General features: G+C 37.3%; 15 protein-coding genes and 9 tRNA genes. 11 read left to right on the top strand and 13 right to left on the bottom strand.

Annotation, left to right across the window (positions count from 1 at the left end; all coding sequences use genetic code 11):
- The first annotated feature begins 146 nt into the window (after nucleotides 1-146).
- Genes phsA through phsC form a run of 3 tightly spaced genes read left to right on the top strand, consistent with a single transcriptional unit; the run spans nucleotide 147 to nucleotide 3,783 of the window.
- Entirely contained in the window at nucleotides 147-2,426 is a 2,280-nt protein-coding gene (gene phsA / locus AACV01_RS13920) for a thiosulfate reductase PhsA (RefSeq protein WP_036907778.1), read from the top strand.
- Nucleotides 2,427-2,440: 14 nt separating this feature from the next.
- Nucleotides 2,441-3,019: a 4Fe-4S dicluster domain-containing protein gene (locus AACV01_RS13915; RefSeq protein WP_004243779.1), complete on the top strand. Its 579-nt coding sequence runs from the start codon at nucleotides 2,441-2,443 to the stop codon at nucleotides 3,017-3,019.
- Complete coding sequence (phsC, locus tag AACV01_RS13910; protein ID WP_004248413.1) at nucleotides 3,016-3,783, top strand: thiosulfate reductase cytochrome B subunit; 768 nt, start codon at nucleotides 3,016-3,018, stop codon at nucleotides 3,781-3,783. Before AACV01_RS13915 ends, phsC begins: the two co-directional genes overlap by 4 nt.
- 574 nt (nucleotides 3,784-4,357) lie before the next feature.
- Here the strand turns inward: phsC and AACV01_RS13905 are convergent.
- From AACV01_RS13905 to AACV01_RS13870, 8 genes are all read right to left on the bottom strand, one after another.
- Nucleotides 4,358-4,660 carry a helix-turn-helix domain-containing protein gene (locus tag AACV01_RS13905; protein ID WP_004243781.1) on the bottom strand — a complete coding sequence of 101 codons (303 nt, stop codon included), beginning with the start codon at nucleotides 4,658-4,660 and terminating at the stop codon, nucleotides 4,358-4,360.
- A 1,982-nt stretch (nucleotides 4,661-6,642) separates the two neighbouring features.
- A tRNA-Val gene (locus AACV01_RS13900) sits at nucleotides 6,643-6,718 on the bottom strand.
- A 14-nt stretch (nucleotides 6,719-6,732) separates the two neighbouring features.
- Nucleotides 6,733-6,808: transfer RNA gene (locus AACV01_RS13895), tRNA-Lys, on the bottom strand.
- 40 nt (nucleotides 6,809-6,848) lie between these two features.
- Nucleotides 6,849-6,924, bottom strand: a tRNA-Lys gene (locus tag AACV01_RS13890).
- Between the two features lie 38 nt (nucleotides 6,925-6,962).
- A tRNA-Lys gene (locus AACV01_RS13885) sits at nucleotides 6,963-7,038 on the bottom strand.
- Between the two features lie 41 nt (nucleotides 7,039-7,079).
- Nucleotides 7,080-7,155, bottom strand: a tRNA-Val gene (locus AACV01_RS13880).
- Between the two features lie 43 nt (nucleotides 7,156-7,198).
- A tRNA-Val gene (locus AACV01_RS13875) sits at nucleotides 7,199-7,274 on the bottom strand.
- A gap of 39 nt (nucleotides 7,275-7,313) precedes the next feature.
- Nucleotides 7,314-7,389, bottom strand: a tRNA-Val gene (locus tag AACV01_RS13870).
- A gap of 348 nt (nucleotides 7,390-7,737) precedes the next feature.
- On the opposite strand from AACV01_RS13870, the gene gltX reads away from it, so the two are divergent.
- The 3 genes from gltX (at nucleotide 7,738) to AACV01_RS13855 (ending at nucleotide 9,492) form a co-directional block, all read left to right on the top strand.
- The gene (gene gltX, locus AACV01_RS13865; protein ID WP_004243784.1) at nucleotides 7,738-9,156 is read left to right on the top strand and encodes a glutamate--tRNA ligase; all 1,419 of its coding nucleotides are present in this window, start codon (nucleotides 7,738-7,740) and stop codon (nucleotides 9,154-9,156) included.
- Nucleotides 9,157-9,314: 158 nt separating this feature from the next.
- Nucleotides 9,315-9,390 (top strand) — tRNA-Ala (locus AACV01_RS13860).
- 26 nt (nucleotides 9,391-9,416) lie between these two features.
- Nucleotides 9,417-9,492 (top strand) — tRNA-Ala (locus AACV01_RS13855).
- 94 nt (nucleotides 9,493-9,586) lie between these two features.
- Here the strand turns inward: AACV01_RS13855 and AACV01_RS13850 are convergent.
- Nucleotides 9,587-10,339 carry an SDR family NAD(P)-dependent oxidoreductase gene (locus AACV01_RS13850; protein ID WP_004248416.1) on the bottom strand — a complete coding sequence of 251 codons (753 nt, stop codon included), beginning with the start codon at nucleotides 10,337-10,339 and terminating at the stop codon, nucleotides 9,587-9,589.
- 156 nt (nucleotides 10,340-10,495) lie between these two features.
- Between AACV01_RS13850 and AACV01_RS13845 the strand changes: the two genes are divergently transcribed.
- Nucleotides 10,496-10,936 carry a MarR family winged helix-turn-helix transcriptional regulator gene (locus AACV01_RS13845; RefSeq protein WP_004248417.1) on the top strand — a complete coding sequence of 147 codons (441 nt, stop codon included), beginning with the start codon at nucleotides 10,496-10,498 and terminating at the stop codon, nucleotides 10,934-10,936.
- Here the strand turns inward: AACV01_RS13845 and AACV01_RS13840 are convergent.
- From AACV01_RS13840 to zipA, 4 genes are all read right to left on the bottom strand, one after another.
- A complete protein-coding gene (locus AACV01_RS13840; protein WP_004243788.1) occupies nucleotides 10,933-11,154 on the bottom strand; it encodes a DUF3820 family protein in 222 nt (73 codons plus the stop codon). The two genes, AACV01_RS13845 and AACV01_RS13840, sit on opposite strands and share 4 nt — an antisense overlap.
- A 163-nt stretch (nucleotides 11,155-11,317) precedes the next feature.
- A complete protein-coding gene (locus tag AACV01_RS13835; RefSeq protein ID WP_004250649.1) occupies nucleotides 11,318-12,502 on the bottom strand; it encodes a NupC/NupG family nucleoside CNT transporter in 1,185 nt (394 codons plus the stop codon).
- Nucleotides 12,503-12,730: 228 nt separating this feature from the next.
- Nucleotides 12,731-14,758, bottom strand: coding sequence for an NAD-dependent DNA ligase LigA (gene ligA, locus AACV01_RS13830; RefSeq protein WP_046334448.1), 2,028 nt, complete (start codon nucleotides 14,756-14,758; stop codon nucleotides 12,731-12,733).
- A gap of 174 nt (nucleotides 14,759-14,932) precedes the next feature.
- Complete coding sequence (gene zipA / locus AACV01_RS13825) at nucleotides 14,933-15,988, bottom strand: cell division protein ZipA (protein ID WP_004248420.1); 1,056 nt, start codon at nucleotides 15,986-15,988, stop codon at nucleotides 14,933-14,935.
- 222 nt (nucleotides 15,989-16,210) lie between these two features.
- Here zipA and cysZ point away from each other — a divergent pair, with 222 nt between their 5' ends.
- The 4 genes from cysZ to ptsI all read left to right on the top strand — a co-directional run bounded on the left by cysZ (nucleotide 16,211) and on the right by ptsI (nucleotide 20,542).
- Nucleotides 16,211-16,981, top strand: a complete 771-nt coding sequence (gene cysZ / locus AACV01_RS13820; RefSeq protein WP_004248421.1) for a sulfate transporter CysZ — start codon at nucleotides 16,211-16,213, stop codon at nucleotides 16,979-16,981.
- Between the two features lie 148 nt (nucleotides 16,982-17,129).
- Complete coding sequence (cysK, locus tag AACV01_RS13815) at nucleotides 17,130-18,083, top strand: cysteine synthase A (RefSeq protein ID WP_004248422.1); 954 nt, start codon at nucleotides 17,130-17,132, stop codon at nucleotides 18,081-18,083.
- A gap of 330 nt (nucleotides 18,084-18,413) precedes the next feature.
- Nucleotides 18,414-18,671, top strand: a complete 258-nt coding sequence (gene ptsH, locus AACV01_RS13810) for a phosphocarrier protein Hpr (RefSeq protein ID WP_004243798.1) — start codon at nucleotides 18,414-18,416, stop codon at nucleotides 18,669-18,671.
- Between the two features lie 143 nt (nucleotides 18,672-18,814).
- Nucleotides 18,815-20,542: a phosphoenolpyruvate-protein phosphotransferase PtsI gene (gene ptsI / locus AACV01_RS13805; RefSeq protein ID WP_004243799.1), complete on the top strand. Its 1,728-nt coding sequence runs from the start codon at nucleotides 18,815-18,817 to the stop codon at nucleotides 20,540-20,542.
- Nucleotides 20,543-20,586: the final 44 nt, after the last annotated feature.

Raw genomic sequence — 20,586 nt, 5'->3', positions numbered from 1 at the left:
TGTGATATTTATTAACTTCTTTGTTGCTATTATTTATTATTTCCAACTAACTCATCACTTATTAATGAATAAATTGAAGACACCATCAAATATTTATTTAACCAACTGTATATAATATTTAGCTATAAGAAGAAACTGGAGGTTATATGAGTATTAGTCGTCGTTCTTTTATTAAGGGGATGGGTATAGGATGTGTTGGTTGTACGGTGGGAAGTTTACCACCAGGGGCCCTCGCACTTAATCCAGTAACATCTCTTAAGGGTCAGTCTAAATTAACACCAAGTTTGTGTGAGATGTGTTCTTACCGTTGTCCTATAGAAGCTCAGGTTGTTAATAACAAAACTGTCTTTATCCAAGGTAACCGAAATTCACCACATCAAAAAACTCGAGTCTGTGCGAGAGGAGGCAGTGGTGTTAGCCTTATTTATGATCCGAAACGCATTGTAAAGCCCATGAAACGCAAAGGCCCTAGAGGTGCCGGAGAATGGGAAGTTATTAGCTGGGAACAGGCTTATACAGAAATTGCCGAAAAGATGGCAAGCATCAAACAACATTATGGTGCTGAAAGTATCTTTTTCTCATCAAAATCAGGCTCTCTCTCCTCTCATTTATTTCATTTAGCGGCGGCATTTGGGTCACCAAACACCTTTACGCATGCATCAACTTGTCCTGCGGGCAAAGCCATTGCTGCATCGGTAATGATGGGGGGTGATTTAAAAATGGATCTCGCAAATTCTAAATATATTCTTTCTTTTGGTCATAATCTTTATGAAGGAATTGAAGTTGCAGAAACCTATGAATTAATGACGGCACAAGAGCGTGGTGCAAAATTAGTCAGTTTTGATCCTCGATTGTCTGTTGTTTCCAGTAAAGCAAATGAGTGGTTTGCTATCCGACCAGGAGGCGACTTACCTGTTCTAATGGCCATGTGTCATATTATGGTAAAAGAAAATCTTTATGATAAAGATTTTATAGAAAAATTTACTGTCGGTTTCCCTCAATTAGTGGAAGTATTACAAGATACCACGCCTGAATGGGCACAAGCTCACTCTGATGTTCCCGCAAAAGATATTATTCGCATAACACGCGAAATTGCAGCTAAAGCTCCTCACGCATTAGTCATGCCAGGCCATCGCGCAACCTTTAATAAAGATGAAATTAATATGCGCAGAATGATCTTCACCTTCAACGCCCTACTGGGAAATATTGAACGTGAAGGTGGCATGTATCAAAAGAAAGCTGCTGCAAAATATAATAAATTAGCGGGTATCGACGTTGCCCCTGAATTAGCTAAACCAACCGTTAAAGGCATGCCTAAAATTACGGCAAAACGCGTCGATGCTACAGCGCCTCAATTTAAATATATCAATAAAGGCGGCGGTATTGTTCAATCTATCATTGACTCCACACTCCATGGTGTACCTTACCAAACCAAAGCTTGGATTATGTCACGCCATAATCCATTTCAAACAGTAAGTTGCCGACCTGATCTAGAAAAAACAGCCCAAAAACTCGACTTAATTGTCAGTTGTGATGTGTATTTAAGTGAAAGTGCATCTTATGCAGATTATCTGTTACCAGAAAGCACTTATTTAGAAAGAGATGAAGAGATTTCTGATGTCTCTGGTTTAAATCCTGCTTATGCATTAAGACAACAAGTTGTCGAACCTATTGGTGATACCAAACCAAGTTGGTTAATTTGGATGGAATTAGGAAAAAAACTGGGATTAGCGAGTTATTTTCCTTGGGAAAACATGGGAGTTCGTCAACTTTACCAAGTTAAAGGGGATGAAAATCTCTATAAAGAGATCCACCAAAAAGGCTATTTATCTTATGGTATTCCGCTACTTTTACGTGAACCATCCTATGTAAAAGCCTTTGTTGCACAATACCCAGATGCTATCAAACATGTTGATAGTAACAATATGATGGAAAAATCTCTTTCTTTTAAATCACCAAGTGGTCTTATTGAGATCTATTCGCAAGAGTTAGAAAGTCTATTAGAGAATTATGGTATTCCTCGTTTCCATAACTTCCCATTAAAACAAAAAGATGAACTCTATTTTATCCAAGGAAAAGTCGCAGTACATACCAATGGTGCGACTCAATATGTACCTTTATTAGCAGAGCTAATGTGGAAAAATCCTGTCTGGTTACATCCTGATACCGCAAAAAGTCATGGAATTAAGCATGGTGATGAGATCATTTTAGAAAATAGCGTAGGCAAAGAAAAAGCCCATGCCTTAATTACCACAGGTATTCGTCCTGACACTGTGTTTGTCTATATGGGTTCAGGCTCTAAGACCGGCGAAAAAACGCCAGCAACCACAAATGGGATCCACTGCAGTAGTTTATTACCTCATGAAATTAGCCCTGTTTCAGGCACTGATGTACATACTTCAGGCGTCAAAATTAGTCTGGCTTAAGGAAAAAAATAACGATGAATAGCAACTCTAAACAATTTGTCATGCTACACGATGAAAAACGTTGCATTGGCTGCCAAGCTTGTACCGTAGCATGTAAAGTCATCAATGATATTCCTGAAGGATACAGCCGACTACAAGTACAAATTCAAGGCCCTCATAATGATGAGGCAGGAGATCCACATTACCAATTTTTCCGAGTTTCCTGTCAACATTGTGAAGATGCGCCTTGCGTTTCTGTCTGCCCTACAGGTGCTTCATTTATTGATGAAAATGGCATTGTACAGGTTAAAAAAGAGCTCTGTATTGGCTGTGATTACTGTGTTGGTGCTTGTCCTTATCACGTTCGATATATCAATCCATTAACACACATTGCCGATAAATGTAATTTCTGTGCTGATACTCGACTAACAGAAGGTGAGTTACCCGCTTGTGTAACGGTATGTCCAACTGATGCATTGGCATTTGGTCGCATTGACTCACCCGAGATCCAAGCTTGGATCAAACAGAAATCCGTTTATCAATACCAATTAGATAATGTCGGAAAACCAAATTTATTCCGCCGTAAAGAGATCCATCAGGGAGATAAAGCATGACAAGTATCTGGGGAGCCGAACTCTATTATACGCCAGATTACTGGCCTGTATGGTTAATTGCAGCAGGTTTGATCATTGTCGCCATGATAGCCATATTGGTGCTACATGGTTTTTTACGTTATGCACTGGCACCTAAGCAAAGTGGTCACTATGAAGAAGAGCGTGTTTACTTATACTCTAAAGCCATTCGTTTTTGGCATTGGGGTAATGCCTTACTGTTCATTCTTCTATTAATCAGTGGATTGTTAGGCCATTTTTCTATCGGTAATGTTCCATCGATGGTACTACTACATAAAATCTGTGGTTTTATTCTCATCGCTTTTTGGATAGGTTTTGTTGTAATTAACCTAACCACAAATAATGGTGTACATTACAAAGTCAGACCACAAGGATTAATTGGACGCTGTATCAAGCAAGCTCGCTTTTATCTTTATGGTATTATGAAAGGTGAACCACATCCTTTTGCCGCGACTGCAACAGATAAATTTAACCCTCTCCAACAACTTGCTTACTTAGGTGTTATGTTTGGGTTAGTTCCACTACTTCTTATCACAGGCGTACTATGCTTATACCCTGAAGTCCTAGGTTATGGCTATTGGATGTTAAAAGTACACTTTATATTAGGCATCGTTGCACTCATGTTTATTTGTGCACACTTCTACTTATGTACTTTAGGCGATACCTTTACACAAACATTCCACAGCATGATTGATGGGCATCATCGACATCAAAAACATGGTGAAAGCACAACAACAAAAAATTGATTATCCCTTGTTGATAATTATTAATATCCTCATGCCTGCTTATCGAGCAGGCATTTTTACGTATTGGTATTTTTAGCTAAGATCACTGATACGTAAAAATACAGATTATTCTCCTATTCACTACGATTTTTTTATTTATTATTAACAGAACAAAATTGATATAGCTTAATTTTCTAAAAATGAATCTTTTTATGATGATATTCTACTAAATTAGTGTTTTTTTGAACTAGCCAGTTTTAATTTTATTTTTACTGAAATTTTTTATATATTAAAAAATATAATTAACCAATCTTTTATATAAAAAATTTTAGTCATAAATAACAGTAGAAATAGCAACAAAAAAGATATGTTATAGGTAACAGTCAATATTATTATACTAATGGAATAATTTAGATATTCTTATTACTGTTAAAAAATAAAAATGCCCATTAAGGGCATTTTATTTAGATTCAAGGCGTAAATTAATAATAAGATAATTCTTATTATTAAATAATTAGATTAACACTCTCATAAGAATCATCTTATTTATCTAATTATTTGTATACTAGCTAACTTTCTAATTAAAAGCTTGCAATCAGAAAATAGAAAGAGCCTTATTGTCGAAATGAGCTGGGATATGTTGTTCATTATTCTCAGGAACATCAACCATACCCCCCATAACATCTTCAAAGAAGTTACCTATATTAATGCCTAACACATCAAGGACTTTAACTAAGCAATCAATGTCGATACGATTAACTCCACGTTCGTAGCGAAATAATTGCTGTTCACTAATATCGATTTCTTTTGCTAACTGAAATACGGTATAACCTTGAGATTTTCTTAATGATTTTATTTTTTGTCCAACAGCGTAAGCAACTGGATACTTGTTACTCATAATATGTTCTCGCTTTTCACTTTGATTGATATCTAATTTATAATAGTGCGGGCCATCATTAATAATATATGAAAAAATATAATATCATGGGCACCTTTTTTAATTTTATTAAAATAATATTTTGACTTGATAAGAGTATTACAATTCATAACAACACTTATCATATGTAAATAATATACTACGCATTTAAACACTTTCAACCAGTCAAAAAATGACAATAATAACTTACACCTTTACTCTCACTAGTTATTAATACCTAGGAGAAGTCACAAATCCAATATTAATCAATAGGTTATAATATATTAAATATAAATATAGTCTTTTTTTATCTTTAGAATTACTCATGCATTAGATTTATATTCTATCAATGCAATAATTTACGAATAAATATATCAAATTGACAAAAAAATAATCAATAAATTTCAGTCTAATTTATTTAAATTTGTGAATTAACCTCGTTAATAGAACATTTTTTACATTTTTACAAAAAATATTGAGCAATCTCAATAAATTCTAATTAATACAAAATGACACAGATTAAAACTAATAGAAACAATTAGTTACATGATTTTCATAAAGTAATAGAACTCGATCTAATTTTAAACATTTGTTAATTAATTTATATAAGCATAAACACTTAGCGTTAGAGTACTTATTAAATTTAAATAAATTTCCAATTATTATTTACTATAATTTGAATTATAATTTCAGTTATGGATTATTATTTATTTATATTTTTTCTTGTTCTCTTATTAAAGAGAATCCAAATAGAAAAAGACCATAAAAAGAAGAACAAATGATAAAAACTATTTTATATCATATGGTTATAATATATTTCTTAATTTATAGAACATCTGATGTTCTACTAAAAATATGCCAGCATAGCTTTTTACCACCTTCCGCAAACCACATATTTAAACAAAAGAACTTCTTATCAGTTATTGTAACTTAGGGTAAATATTTGCTATATTAAGCTGTTAAATGACCATTTAACAATGATCTCATTTTGTTAAAAATTCAAAATTAGATAATCCTTTAATCCTAAGTGTAAATACTTATTTCTTATAAAACGTATTTTTGCCTCTCTGCAAACATTAATATTTTTATATAATTTATCTTTCTGCTATATACACAATTTTCTCTTTTTTCGTGTAAAAAAGGAATTTCCCCCTTTAAGACAACATCTAAACAAATGAAAATGTCGTTTATTGGCATAGATCATTTTCTTTTGAATTCATAAAGATAGCGATTTGATAAAAATCAATAATTAAAATAAACTTTTAAAATCAACAAATTAATATAAAAATTTTGTTCAAAAAATAGCACCAAAAAAACGATATTTCAGAAAAAACACATAATAATTTTTAATTAAAAAGATAATTTGGTTACTAACCACTTAAAAATATTAAGGGTGTTTACTGTAAAGGATAATTTTGAATTATTTTTATTTTAACCCATATAAAAACCATAATACGTATAATTAACTAACAATAAAAAAATACTTTTTTTTAAAATTAATTTAAAAATCTTATCTATATCAAGGCGATAAAAAACGAATATCCTTGACGTTGCTATTTTTAAACTATCTTATAAGCAATTAAATAACCTATGTACACTCAATAAAAGTATCATCTTAGCTATTTCTCTCAGTAATTTTGCTAATCCTTTAAAATAATCATTTCATCATCAATCTTTTTAACACTACTAGTAGGGTAAATAAGTCGGTAATCAACCCCTGATAGCACAAAAATAATTCAGACCGATAAATAGGAGAACAGAACAGGGATCACAGCTCGATATAAAACCACCAAGTAGACAGACAGACAGATAGATAGATAAGATAGATAGGTCGATGTAGTCTAGTAACAGACCTGAATACAAAATGAGTGCTATGGATAAGGATAAGGATAAGGATAAGGATAAGGATAAGGATAAGGATAAGGAATAATAAAGGAATTTTTATCGAATGATATAAAAAGAAGTGGTGGGCGGTATTGGGCTCGAACCAACGACCTCCTCCTTGTAAGGGAGATGCTCTACCAACTGAGCTAACCGCCCGCTTAATTATTAAATGGTGGGTCGTGGGCGACTCGAACGCCCGACCAATTGATTAAAAGTCAACTGCTCTACCGACTGAGCTAACGACCCATTTAATAATTTTACGTAAAACTTGAGGTAGTATTGTGAATGGTGGGTCGTGGGCGACTCGAACGCCCGACCAATTGATTAAAAGTCAACTGCTCTACCGACTGAGCTAACGACCCGTCACAATGTTCACTACTCTTTGTTGTATATTTAGGAATGGTGGGTCGTGGGCGACTCGAACGCCCGACCAATTGATTAAAAGTCAACTGCTCTACCGACTGAGCTAACGACCCATACCTAACTGTGTGATATTGCGTAAAATAACCGGATGAAGTGGTGGGCGGTATTGGGCTCGAACCAACGACCTCCTCCTTGTAAGGGAGATGCTCTACCAACTGAGCTAACCGCCCACTTCATAATGACTAAATTCTCATTACCACGCTTTAATGTAATTGGTGGGCGGTATTGGGCTCGAACCAACGACCTCCTCCTTGTAAGGGAGATGCTCTACCAACTGAGCTAACCGCCCAATTACATTAAATAATACAACTATCACAACGAATAATAATGGTGGGCGGTATTGGGCTCGAACCAACGACCTCCTCCTTGTAAGGGAGATGCTCTACCAACTGAGCTAACCGCCCGTCGTGATGGGGTGCATTATAGGGATACTGCGCTATGAGTCAACGATTTTTATCGGTTTTTTATCGTAAAAATGATCGTTCGTTTTATTTTTAGTCAAGATGCTTTTTTTAGCACCATAACTGACACAGCAATTAACCAAAATAATCCGTTGTTGTTACTTCGTCAAACAAAAAATAACCTATTTGAAATTTTTCTGCAGGTTAAAAGCTTAATGCCATTGAGGAATTAGCATCCAGTGATAAAATAAAGCAACAATTTCGTTTTTTTGATAATCACGGTTACTTATCTTCTATTTTTGGCTCCTTATATAAGAAAGAATATAAGTAAAACGTACTAAGGCAATCTCAATGAGTAAAATAAAAACCCGTTTTGCACCAAGTCCTACAGGCTATCTACATGTTGGTGGTGCTCGTACTGCACTGTATTCCTGGTTATTTAGCCGTCACAACAAGGGTGAGTTTGTACTGCGTATTGAAGACACCGATTTAGAACGTTCAACTCAACCTGCCATTGATGCAATTATGGACGGTATGAATTGGTTAAATCTAAACTGGGATGAAGGTCCTTACTATCAAACCAAACGCTTTGATCGTTATAATCAAGTTATCGATCAAATGTTAGCAGCTGGTACTGCTTATCGTTGTTATTGTTCTAAAGAACGTTTAGAGAAACTACGTGAAGATCAAATGGCGAAAGGTGAGAAACCTCGCTACGATGGTTGTTGCCGTCACGGTGATCACAACCATACCCCAGATGAACCTCATGTAGTTCGTTTTTTAAATCCTCAAGAAGGATCTGTGATTTTTGATGACAAAATTCGTGGCCCGATTGAGTTTAGTAACCAAGAGCTTGATGACTTAATTATCCGTCGTACTGATGGTTCACCTACCTATAATTTCTGTGTAGTGATTGATGACTGGGATATGGAAATTACACACGTTATTCGTGGTGAAGATCATATCAACAATACCCCACGTCAGATCAATATATTAAAAGCACTTGGTGCTCCAGTACCTGAATATGCACACGTATCCATGATCTTAGGTGATGATGGTAAAAAATTATCTAAACGCTATAACGCAGTAAGTGTAATGCAATATCGTGATGACGGTTATTTACCAGAAGCGTTATTAAACTACTTAGTACGTTTAGGTTGGTCTCATGGCGACCAAGAGATCTTTAGCATCGATGAAATGATTAAAGATTTCACTTTAGAAGCTATTAGTAAATCAGCAAGTGCGTTTAATACTGACAAATTACTTTGGTTAAACCATCACTATATTAATACCTTACCTGCTGAACAAGTAGCCGTACACCTAGATTGGCATATCAAACAACAAAATATTGATACTAGTAATGGCCCATCACTGGTTGAATTGATTAAATTACTCGGCGAGCGTTGCAAAACATTAAAAGAGATGGCGGAAAGTTGTCACTACTTTTATGTCGACTTTGATAGTTTCGAAGAAACCGCGGCGAAAAAACACTTACGTCCTGTCGCTCGTCAACCATTAGAAGTAGTTCGTGATAAATTATCAGCAATTACTGATTGGACAGCGGAAAATGTACATAAAGCAATCCAAGAAACCGCTGAAGAATTAGAAGTTGGTATGGGTAAAGTCGGTATGCCTCTACGTGTTGCTGTCACAGGTGCGGGCCAATCTCCTGCACTAGATGTTACTGTTCATGCTATTGGTAAAGCTCGTAGCATCGCTCGTATTAATAAAGCATTAGATTTTATTACTGACAGAGAAAATCAAGCTTAATTGAGCTGATTATCTTATTTCACAACGAAGAGTCGTCACTTATTTTTAAGCGGCGACTCTTTTTTTGTATTCTTTTTCATCAATCAATAAATAATGTGAGATTAAGTGATTGACAGCATTGTGCTTGTTGCCTATTATCAAGCCCGTTCCAGTATGTTGGGGCTATAGCTCAGCTGGGAGAGCGCTTGCATGGCATGCAAGAGGTCAGCGGTTCGATCCCGCTTAGCTCCACCAATATACTTTTGAACAATCCATTATGTGGGGTTATAGCTCAGTTGGGAGAGCGCTTGCATGGCATGCAAGAGGTCAGCGGTTCGATCCCGCTTAGCTCCACCAGAATCTTAAGATCCTGAAGAGAAATCTTCAGGATTTTTTATTTTCACCAATGTATTCACTTAATTAGTGATTCACACTACCCGCAAAGATAAAACTACTGCGCAGTATATCCCCCATCTACCGCATAAAAAGCGCCTGTTGAAAAACTACTCTCATCTGAAAGTAAAAAGGCCACCATATTAGCCACTTCTTTTCGCGTTGCCATTCGCTTCATGGGATGTGTTGATGCCATCCATTGACGGACTTCATTCGGTAACTGTTGCATTCGCGGTGTGTCTACATACCCAGGCCCTATTGCATTCACACGTATACCTTGCTGTGCAAATTCCAAGGCGGCTGAACGGGTGATCCCTAACACAGCATGTTTGGCTGCAGTATAAGCAGAAATTCCGGCAATACCGACAATACCATTTGTCGAAGATAAATTAACGATACTCCCTCCACCACTTCTTAGTAAGGCCGGAATACCATATTTCAATCCGTAAAATACGCCGTTAATATCGGTATCCATAACCGCTTTCCAATCATCAATATTATAATCAACAATCGATGTATTATGCGGACCTGTAATACCTGCATTATTCACTAATCCATGTAATGCGCCTGTTTGTGCTAATATTGTTTCAAACATGCTTTTAACTTGCTCAGGTGATGTCATATCTGCTTGTAATGCTATGACTTTTTCACCTGTAGGATCGATTGTGTAAGCGGTTTTTTTAACCTGTTCTAATTGTCGCCCACTTATAAAGACTGTTGCACCCGCTTGATATAATCGTTGGGCAACGCCTTCCCCTACTCCTGTTGCAGCCCCAGTCACTAACACCGTTTTGCCTTCAAAATAGCTCATATTCACCTCAGTTCACTTAGTTTAAGTAATTAACTTTAGTTAATCATGTTAAATAGGATATTTGATTAACTAAAGTTAATCAATATAAATTTTCTTCAGCTAAAATGAGCTGTTATTATTAACTTCAATTAATTTGATAGAAAAATGTAGGTACTAATGGAGCAACTTGAGCTAGAAAATGCCCTATCGCTTTTACAGTGTACTCTGGTTGCACAACGCACCCGTTATACACCAGAGCAAGTAACTTGGGGACAATATGATATTTTAGAATTATTGCGTTTACGCGGTGATTTAACGCCATCTCAACTTTGTGAAATTTTAGCTATCTCACGCCAAAATTTATCTAAGTTTATGCGAGGATTAAAATCATTAGGTTTTATTGCTCAGGATCGTTCTAAGAAAGATAAACGTGAATTAATTACGCATTTAACAGATGAAGGTAAAGCTTTTTTAGCAAGAGCCGCTTTAGGCCGAAAACAGAACGCACAGAAGCTACAAGCGCAATTAACACCTGCAGAACAAGCTATGTTTATTGAATTGAGTCATAAAGTTATTAACGCACTAATAGCGGATAAGTTACCTACAGAGCCTGATTAACGCGACTGCTTTAATGGTTTTAGTAACCCTTCTAAGCCATCAATTTTAATTGCTAGGGTCATTTCCATTAGTTGCCCTAGCTTTCCTTCAGGGAAGGTGCCTTTCTTGGCAAACCACAATAAATACTCTTCAGGTAAATCCACCAGCATTCGCCCTTTATATTTACCAAATGGCATTTGTGTGTTGGCTATATCAATAAGATGCTGTTTTTCTAGCATGATCTCTATCGCTTTATCGAGAAGGAATGATAAGGATTATAAGGTAATTTAACGATAAAAAAAGCAGTACCGACGGGTACTGCTTGATTTATGTTACATGATAACTAAGTTATCCATCTTACATTGTTATTTATTTCACATGCTATCTGTCTTATCTCAATGATTAAACAAACAGGCCTGTGATAGCAGCAGATAAGAAGCTAACTAGCGTAGAACCAAATAGTAATTTAAGACCAAAACGAGAAACCACATTACCTTGCATTTCGTTCAGACCTTTAATAGCCCCTGCAACAATACCGATAGAAGAGAAGTTAGCAAATGAGACTAAGAAGACAGATAAGATCCCAACAGAGCGTGGTGTTAATTCAGCAGCCAGATCTTGCAAGCTTCCCATCGCGACGAATTCATTAGAGACTAATTTAGTTGCCATCACACTACCTACACGTAATGCATCTTGCTCAGGTACACCAATCACCCATGCTAATGGATAGAACACATAACCTAAGCAATCTTGGAAACTAATACCGAAAATCATACTAAAGATAGCGTTTACCGCAGCAATTAATGCGATAAAACCAATCAACATTGCCGCAACGATTAAAGCAACTTTGAAACCAGCTAAGATATATTCACCTAACATTTCGAAGAAGCTTTGACCTTCATGCAGATTCCCCATCTGGATATCTTCTTCATTTTCAACAGAATATGGGTTAATCACTGATAGGATAACGAAAGTACTGAACATATTCAGAACCAGTGCAGCAACAACGTATTTAGGATCAAGCATAGTCATATAAGCACCAACAATTGACATTGATACCGTAGACATCGCTGTCGCCGCCATAGTGTACATACGGCGCTGAGACATTTTGCCCAATACATCTTTATAAGCGATAAAGTTCTCAGATTGGCCAAGTACTAAGGAGCTAACCGCATTAAACGATTCTAGTTTCCCCATACCGTTCACTTTGGACAGCACTGTACCGATAATGCGGATCACGAAAGGCAATACTTTGATATGTTGCAAAATACCAATTAATGCAGAAATAAAGATGATAGGACATAATACATTCAAGAAGAAGAATGCTAGACCACCTTTCATCATACCACCGAAGACAAACTCAGTACCTTGTGCGGCATAACCTAATAAGTGATCAAATAGCCCAGCGAAACCACGGACAAAGCCTTCACCAATATCAGAATTGAGGAAGAACCATGCCAATGCGATTTCAATAATTAATAACTGCACAATATAACGCAGACGGATCCCTTTGCGGTTATTACTTGCAATAAATGCTAATGCACCAATAACTGCGAGAGCCAAAACAAAGTGAATGATAGAAGACATGCATGCTCCAAAAATAAAAATAAATCTTGGAGAGCATTTTATGTAACGCGTAACATTACGATGTGATTATTGTCACAATACAGTGAAACCATATACACACTATTTATTAAATAAGATAGGTTGATCACACTTTAGGAGTAACTTAAGTAACACAAAATGTGAATTTAGCTTAAGTTAAAGATGCTACTGAGAACTGCTCTCAATAGCATCTAAGATTATTGTAAACGATTATTTAGATTGATCAAGCAAGCGGATCATTTCGTCTTCATCAATAACAGTAATACCTAATTCATTTGCTTTGGCTAATTTAGAACCCGCCGCTTCACCAGCAATGACCATATCTGTCTTTTTCGAAACGCTACCACTCACTTTTGCACCAAGTGCAACTAATCTATCTTTTGCTTCATCTCGCGTTAATTGAGAAAGAGAGCCTGTCAGCACGACTGTTTTACCAGCAAAAGGATTATCACCTGCTTCATGAGTAGCCACAACCGGTGCCGGCCAAGTAATGCCAATGTCATTAACAAGTTGATCAATCACATTTTTATTATGTTCTTCTTGGAAAAAATTAACCACATGCTTTGCAACAATATCACCCACATCAGGAACTGCCTTTAAGGCTTCAATATTTGCTTCACGTAATGCCTCTAATGAAACAAAATGAGCGGTTAATCCATTGGCCGTTGCTTCTCCTACTTCACGAATACCAAGGGCATAGATAAAACGGGCAAAAGTGGTTGATTTTGCTTTTTCTAATGCATTAAGCAGTTTTTTGGCTGATTTCTCCCCCATACGTTCTAAACCAGATAAGATCTTTTCATCTAAACGGAATAAATCAGCCGGTGTTTTGACATACTCTTTTTCAACCAATTGGTCGATAATTTTATCTCCCATGCCGTCAACATCCATCGCACGACGAGAAACGAAATGTTTAAGCGCCTCTTTACGTTGCGCTGCGCAAATTAATCCCCCCGTGCAGCGGGCAACAGCCTCACCTTCTATACGCTCAATATCAGATTGACAAATAGGGCATTGGGTTGGAAAAACAATTTCTTGTGCATTCTCAGGGCGTTTTTCTTCAATCACACTCACAACCTGAGGAATAACATCGCCTGCACGGCGAATAACCACCGTATCACCAATACGTAATCCTAAACGTTCAATTTCATCAGCATTATGAAGTGTGGCATTACTGACTATTACCCCTGCCACTTGTACGGGATCTAAACGAGCGACAGGTGTAATCGCCCCTGTACGCCCCACTTGAAATTCAACATCTTTAATCACCGTCATCTGCTCTTGGGCTTGGAATTTGTAAGCAATCGCCCAACGGGGAGCACGAGACACAAATCCCAACTCTTCTTGTAGAGCTATATCATCTACTTTGATAACCACACCATCAATATCAAAGCCTAGATTAGGGCGAATTTCTGCTACATGATGGTAAAAATCAAGTACAGCTTTAGTTCCTGTACATAATTTAATAGCATCACTAACAGGTAATCCCCATTTTTTAAATTGCTGTAAACGTGCATAATGGCTTGTCGGTAATTCACCGCCTTCAAGCACGCCAACACCATAACAGAAGAAAGTCAAAGGGCGCTTGGCTGTAATACGAGGATCTAACTGACGTAATGAACCCGCTGCTGCATTACGAGGATTAGCAAATACTTTTCCTCCCGTGCGTCGAGCTTCTTCATTTAAATGCTCAAACCCTTTTTCAGTCATAAAGACTTCTCCACGAATTTCAATTCGTGCGGGGATATTATCGCCATATAAACGCAAAGGAATGGCTTTAATGGTTCTGACATTCTCAGTAATATTTTCTCCAGTGGTACCATCACCACGGGTTGCAGCTTGTACTAAGCGGCCATTTTCATATAGTAGACTTACCGCAAGTCCATCTAATTTTAATTCACAACAAAAAGTGATCTCTTCATTATTTTTCAGACGGTCACGTAAACGTTTATCAAATGCTAAATAGGTTGTTTCATCAAAAGCATTATCTAAAGAGAGCATTGGAATTTCATGCCTAACTTGCTCAAAAGCCGTTAAAGGTAATGCCCCTACCCGTTGAGTAGGAGAATCTGGGGTAATGAGTTCAGGATGTTCGGCTTCTAATGCTTTTAGCTTATTCATTAAGCGATCGTATTCAGCATCAGGAATTTCAGGTGCGTCCATGACATGATAGAGATATTCATGGTGACGTAGTGTAACGCGAAGTTCATCAATTTGTTGTTGAATATTTTGATTCATGAGGTATCACCAAAGAAAGAAAAGCCCCCGCAAGCGGGGGCTGAGGTTGTTGGCAATGTGAGAAAAACCAAATTTCCCCACTTTGTATTATCAGCCGAAAATCAAGTCATTAATTTTCCTGATTTCTTTAAATCTATCCAACCTAGCACCGCAAGCGAGCTTTTGATAAAAAGACTATTGATGTAAATCTAGTGTTCTACGAATTCTAGATTTATAAAGTTCAATTTTTTGTGGTGTTAACAGTTTGCGCTCTTCATCAAGCACAACACCGCCCACATCAGAGGCAATACGCTGAGCTGCTTGCAACATCAATTTAAAGTTTTGATTAGCATCACCATAAGATGGCACCATCATAAACATGGATACGCCAGGCGTGGTTAATTCAGCCATCGTATCAATATTGAAAGTACCCGGTTTTACCATATTGGCAAGACTAAACAATACAGGGCCATTACCCGTCGGGTTAAGATGTCGATGGAAAATATTCATCGCACCAAACTGGAAACCCGCTTGAATAATGCTCTGCATTAACACCTCACCGTCAAGCATTTGACCATGATGAGCGCTGACATTTAATACTAATACCAGCTCTTCTTCTGCTTTTGGCTCTTCTGTTCCGGATAAAGCTTGCTCAGCTTGTTTCACATCAGATGAGGTTTCAGCATCCAATGGCCTATCTGTATCAGTGGTATGTATTTCATCACTAGCAACAGAGTTCGACGATACTGGCACTGGCTCTACATCGGCAAGTTTTGTCTCACTAATATCACCTTCTTTTACATCAGCATGGTTTACCTCTACTTCGGGTATCGGTTCTTTTTGCTGAGGCGCAGAGTCATTATTTTGTTCAATAACATCAAAAACACCAAGACTAGGCTCTCGTTGTAATGAAGTATCGTTAGAATGTCCCTGTGCTGGTGTTCCAGACATAAGTGGATCTTTATCTGCAACTGAGGATTGTGGCGCAAGTGTTGGCTCCGATTTAACCGGTGGCACACTTTGAGCCTCCTGCGTTGAAGTTAAAGACGACATCTGATGATTTGCCTCAGTATACTGGGGTTCATCATCGTTCTCATCTGACTGATAATTCTGTTTCTGACGTTTTACTGGGCGATTACGGAAAAGCTTAGAACGCTCTTTTCGACCAATCCATAAGCCGTGTAATAACAAAGCTATGATTAAAATCGCACCAACAACGATTAATATCAGACGCAAATTTTGCTGCATCATTTCTATCTCTGTTGTCTTGAGGTTTAATAGCCACAATGGCGAATATTACTTTTACTAAGAGTATTTGCCAATGCTTATAAGTGCAAGCCAATACTTAATTTTCTTGTCACAAAGATACACTCTTCAACACCTTATGCGCATTTTTTAGACAATTTATCACTAGTAAGGCTGATTATCTCTCTATATGATACTAGCTTGCCCTTATAGGAGAGAATAGGAAGTATGACAAATTTGACAGAATCGACCAAAAATTTAAATGGATTTCACTATTTTGCACTTGGGTGGCGATTAATTACTCGCCCGGGTCTAAAACGTTTTGTTATTTTACCCTTACTTGCCAATATTATTATTCTCGGTAGTGCCTTTTGGTGGTTATATGGCCAGATTGGTGAAATGGTCAATTGGATGATGGAAAAAGTCCCTGATTGGCTACAGTGGTTAAGCTATGTTATCTGGCCACTGTCAGTTATTTTTATTTTGCTGGTCTTTACCTATTTCTTTAGCACCATAGCCAATATTATCGCTTCGCCTTTTAATGGATTATTAGCTGAAAAATTAGAAGGTCAAATAACGGGTATTAATCCTCCGGATACCGGCTTATTAGGTATTACAAAAGATATTCCACGTATTTTAAAACGAGAAATCATCAAGGTCGTTTATTATTTGCCAAGAGCCATTGTATTGTTATTGCTCTATTTTGTTCCCGTTGTTGGACAAACTGTCGCCCCAATTCTTTGGTTTATATTTGGCGCTTGGATGATGGCAATCCAATATAACGACTTTCCATTCGATAACCATAAAGTCTCTTTCGCCAATATGAAATCAACGCTGAAAAAAGACAAATGGAACAATTTACAATTTGGTATGGTAATTAATATCTTCACTATGATCCCAATCTTAAACCTAGTCATTATGCCGGTTGCAATTTGTGGTGCCACTGCCATGTGGTGTGATCGATATCGTCATCAACATGTACAAGCAGGCCAGTGGTAATACCACTGGTTTCATTGTGATTAGAATCTTTTGGAATAAAAAGTAAAAAAAGTTATAAGGATATTCATAAAGCTTATTTCCATCTTTTGCTTGATGGCGTATGGTAATTTCATCTGACCTTATAAAAAATCATGTACCGAGGATAAAAATGAGCAAAATTTTCGAAGATAACTCGCAAACTATTGGCCATACCCCCCTAGTTCGTTTAAAACATTTCGGTAATGGCAATATCTTAGCTAAAGTAGAATCTCGTAATCCAAGCTTTAGTGTAAAATGCCGTATCGGTGCAAATATGATTTGGGATGCAGAAAAAAAAGGTATCCTGAAACCCGGCGTAGAGCTAGTTGAGCCAACCAGTGGTAATACTGGGATTGCCTTGGCTTATGTAGCTGCTGCTCGTGGCTATAAGCTGACACTGACTATGCCTGATACCATGAGTATTGAGCGCCGTAAATTATTAAAAGCATTAGGTGCTAACCTTGTGTTAACTGAAGGCGCTAAAGGTATGAAGGGAGCGATTGATAAAGCGAACGAAATTCGTGATAGCGATCCTAGCCGTTACCTTCTACTACAACAATTTAGTAATCCAGCAAACCCAGAAATTCATGAGAAAACCACAGGCCCTGAAATTTGGAATGACACTGATGGCAAAGTTGATGTAGTTATCGCAGGTGTCGGAACGGGTGGTACTATCACAGGTATTGGTCGCTATTTGAAAAATACCCAAGGTAAAGCTGTCACTATGGTTGCGGTAGAACCTAAAGATTCTCCTGTTATTAGCCAAGCATTAGCAGGTGAAGAAATTAAGCCTGGTCCACATAAAATCCAAGGTATTGGTGCAGGTTTTATCCCTGAAAACTTAGAGTTATCACTATTAGATCGCGTGATCCAAATTACTAACGAAGAAGCATTTGAAACAGCTCGTGACGTTATGACCAAAGAAGGTATTTTAGCGGGTATTTCATCCGGTGCGGCAATTGCGGCTGCAGTGAAATTAGCTAAAGAGCCAGAATTTGCTAATAAAGAAATCGTAGTGATTTTACCTTCTTCAGGTGAACGTTATCTCAGCACCCCACTTTTTGCTGATATCTCTGACAGCTAAATCGCGTCACCTAAAATGTAAAATATTTATTAAAAAAGCACCTTCAGGGTGCTTTTTTTGTGGTAGAGATCAAACTTTGTTATCCAGATAGGTGATTTATTCTGTCGAGTTTAGTATTTAATCAAGTAATTATTTCGAAGGTCGAAATTAATCAGAAAATAGGCAAGTGATAAAAACAGCACTGCTTTCAATTTCTGGGGACTATTTTTATCGGATAACGTAACATGGCTTATATTATCTGATATTGCTACGCAAAGCAGGACAATTTCATCTACACTTACTAAGTCCTGACTTAATGTGAATAATTGAGTTATAAAAGGAAAAAATCCTATGTACCAGCAAGAAGTTACTATTACAGCACCAAACGGCTTACATACTCGTCCTGCAGCACAGTTAGTAAAAGAGGCTAAAACTTTCTCTTCTGATATTAGTCTTATTTCTGGTGGTAAATCAGCCAGCGCGAAGAGCTTATTCAAATTACAAACTTTAGGATTAACCCAAGGTACTGTAGTCACTATTTCTGCTGAAGGCGAAGATGAAAAACAAGCAGTAGAACATTTAGTTAAGTTAATGGCTGAGTTAGAGTAATCCAGTTACCTTTCGCTATTCATTAACGTCCTATTTTCCCCTGAAAATCGCTCAGGGGAATTTATAACTCGATGATTTTAAAACAGCAGTGTCTCTTGATCCTATTTTTTTAAAATTATCACCAGCAAGTCGTAGGATAAATTATGATTTCAGGAATTTTAGCTTCACCGGGTATCGCATTTGGTCAAGCTCTTCTACTTAAAGAAGAACCTATTATTATTAGCCAACGTAAAATCCAAAGTGACGAAGTTGACACCCAAATCGAACGTTTTAAAGATGGTCGTAATAAATCAGCGCAACAACTAGAAATCATTAAAGCCCGTGCTGAAAAAAATCTTGGTGCCGATAAAGCTGAGATTTTTGAAGGCCATATTATGTTATTAGAAGATGAGGAACTCGAACAAGAGATCATATCCCTCATCAAAAGTGACAAGAAAACCGCAGAAGCAGCGGTTCAATCTGTTATTGAAGATCAGGCAACCGCATTAGAAGCCTTAGATGATGAGTACTTAAAAGAGCGTGCGGCTGATGTTCGTGATATTGGTAAGCGCTTAATGCGTAATATCTTAGAGATGCCAATTATCGATTTAAGTGCTATTTCTGAAAAAGTGATTTTAGTTGCTACAGATTTAACGCCATCAGAAACAGCGCAGCTTAGCTTAGACAATGTGTTAGGCTTTATCACTGACTTAGGGGGTAGAACATCACACACCTCTATCATGGCGCGCTCTTTAGAGATCCCAGCGATTGTTGGCACATCTAATGCAACAGAGACCATTAAAAAAGAAGATTATCTGGTTCTTGATGCGATTAACAATAAAATCATTATTAATCCTTCTGATGAAGAGCTCGAAGCATTAAAGGCTATCAAAGAAGAGTACCTACATGAAAAAGAAGAGCTGGCAAAACTAAAAGATTTACCAGCAATTACCCTTGATGGGCATCAAGTTGAAGTTTGCGCTAATATAGGTACTGTACGTGATGTCGCAGGTGCTGAGCGTAATGGTGCGGAAGGTGTTGGACTCTATCGTACTGAATTCCTATTTATGGATAGAGATTCCTTACCAACAGAAGAAGAGCAATTCCAAGCTTATAAAGCTGTGGCTGAAGCGGTAGGCAGTCCTGCGGTCATTATCCGTACTATGGATATTGGTGGCGATAAAGACTTACCTTACATGAATTTACCGAAAGAAGAGAATCCATTCTTAGGTTGGCGTGCAATTCGTATTTGTCTTGACCGCAAAGAGATCCTTCATCCACAATTACGTGCTATCTTAAGAGCATCTGCTTTTGGTAAACTACGTATTATGTTTCCAATGATTATCTCTGTTGAAGAGATCCGAGCATTGAAAGCGGAACTTGAAATACTGAAAAGCCAGCTTCGTGAAGAAAATAAGCCTTTTGATGAATCTATCGAAGTCGGTGTTATGGTTGAAACACCAGCAGCGGCTGTTATGGCTCGCCATATGGCAAAAGAAGTTGACTTTTTCAGTATTGGGACTAACGATCTAACACAATATACTCTGGCTGTAGACCGTGGAAATGAGCTGATATCTCATCTATATAATCCAATGTCACCTGCTGTACTTAATCTGATTAAACAGGTGATTGATGCATCACACGCTGAAGGTAAATGGACTGGAATGTGTGGTGAGCTTGCCGGGGATGAACGGGCAACAATGTTGCTTCTGGGCATGGGATTAGATGAGTTTAGTATGAGTGCTATATCAATTCCTCGCATCAAAAAAATTATTCGTAACGCCAATTTTGATGATGCAAAAGCACTGGCAGAGCAAGCACTTGCTCAGCCGACTGCAAAGGAATTAATGGACTTAGTAGAAACTTTTACTAAAGAAAAAACACTGTGCTAATAACGTTAGCCAGAGCCCGGTCCCAACTAAAATAATTAGGAGAA

The sequence above is a fragment of the Proteus sp. G2609 genome (genome assembly GCF_963896135.1).
Lineage (GTDB): Bacteria > Pseudomonadota > Gammaproteobacteria > Enterobacterales > Enterobacteriaceae > Proteus > Proteus mirabilis.
This window is presented reverse-complemented; position numbering and strand designations above follow the sequence as displayed.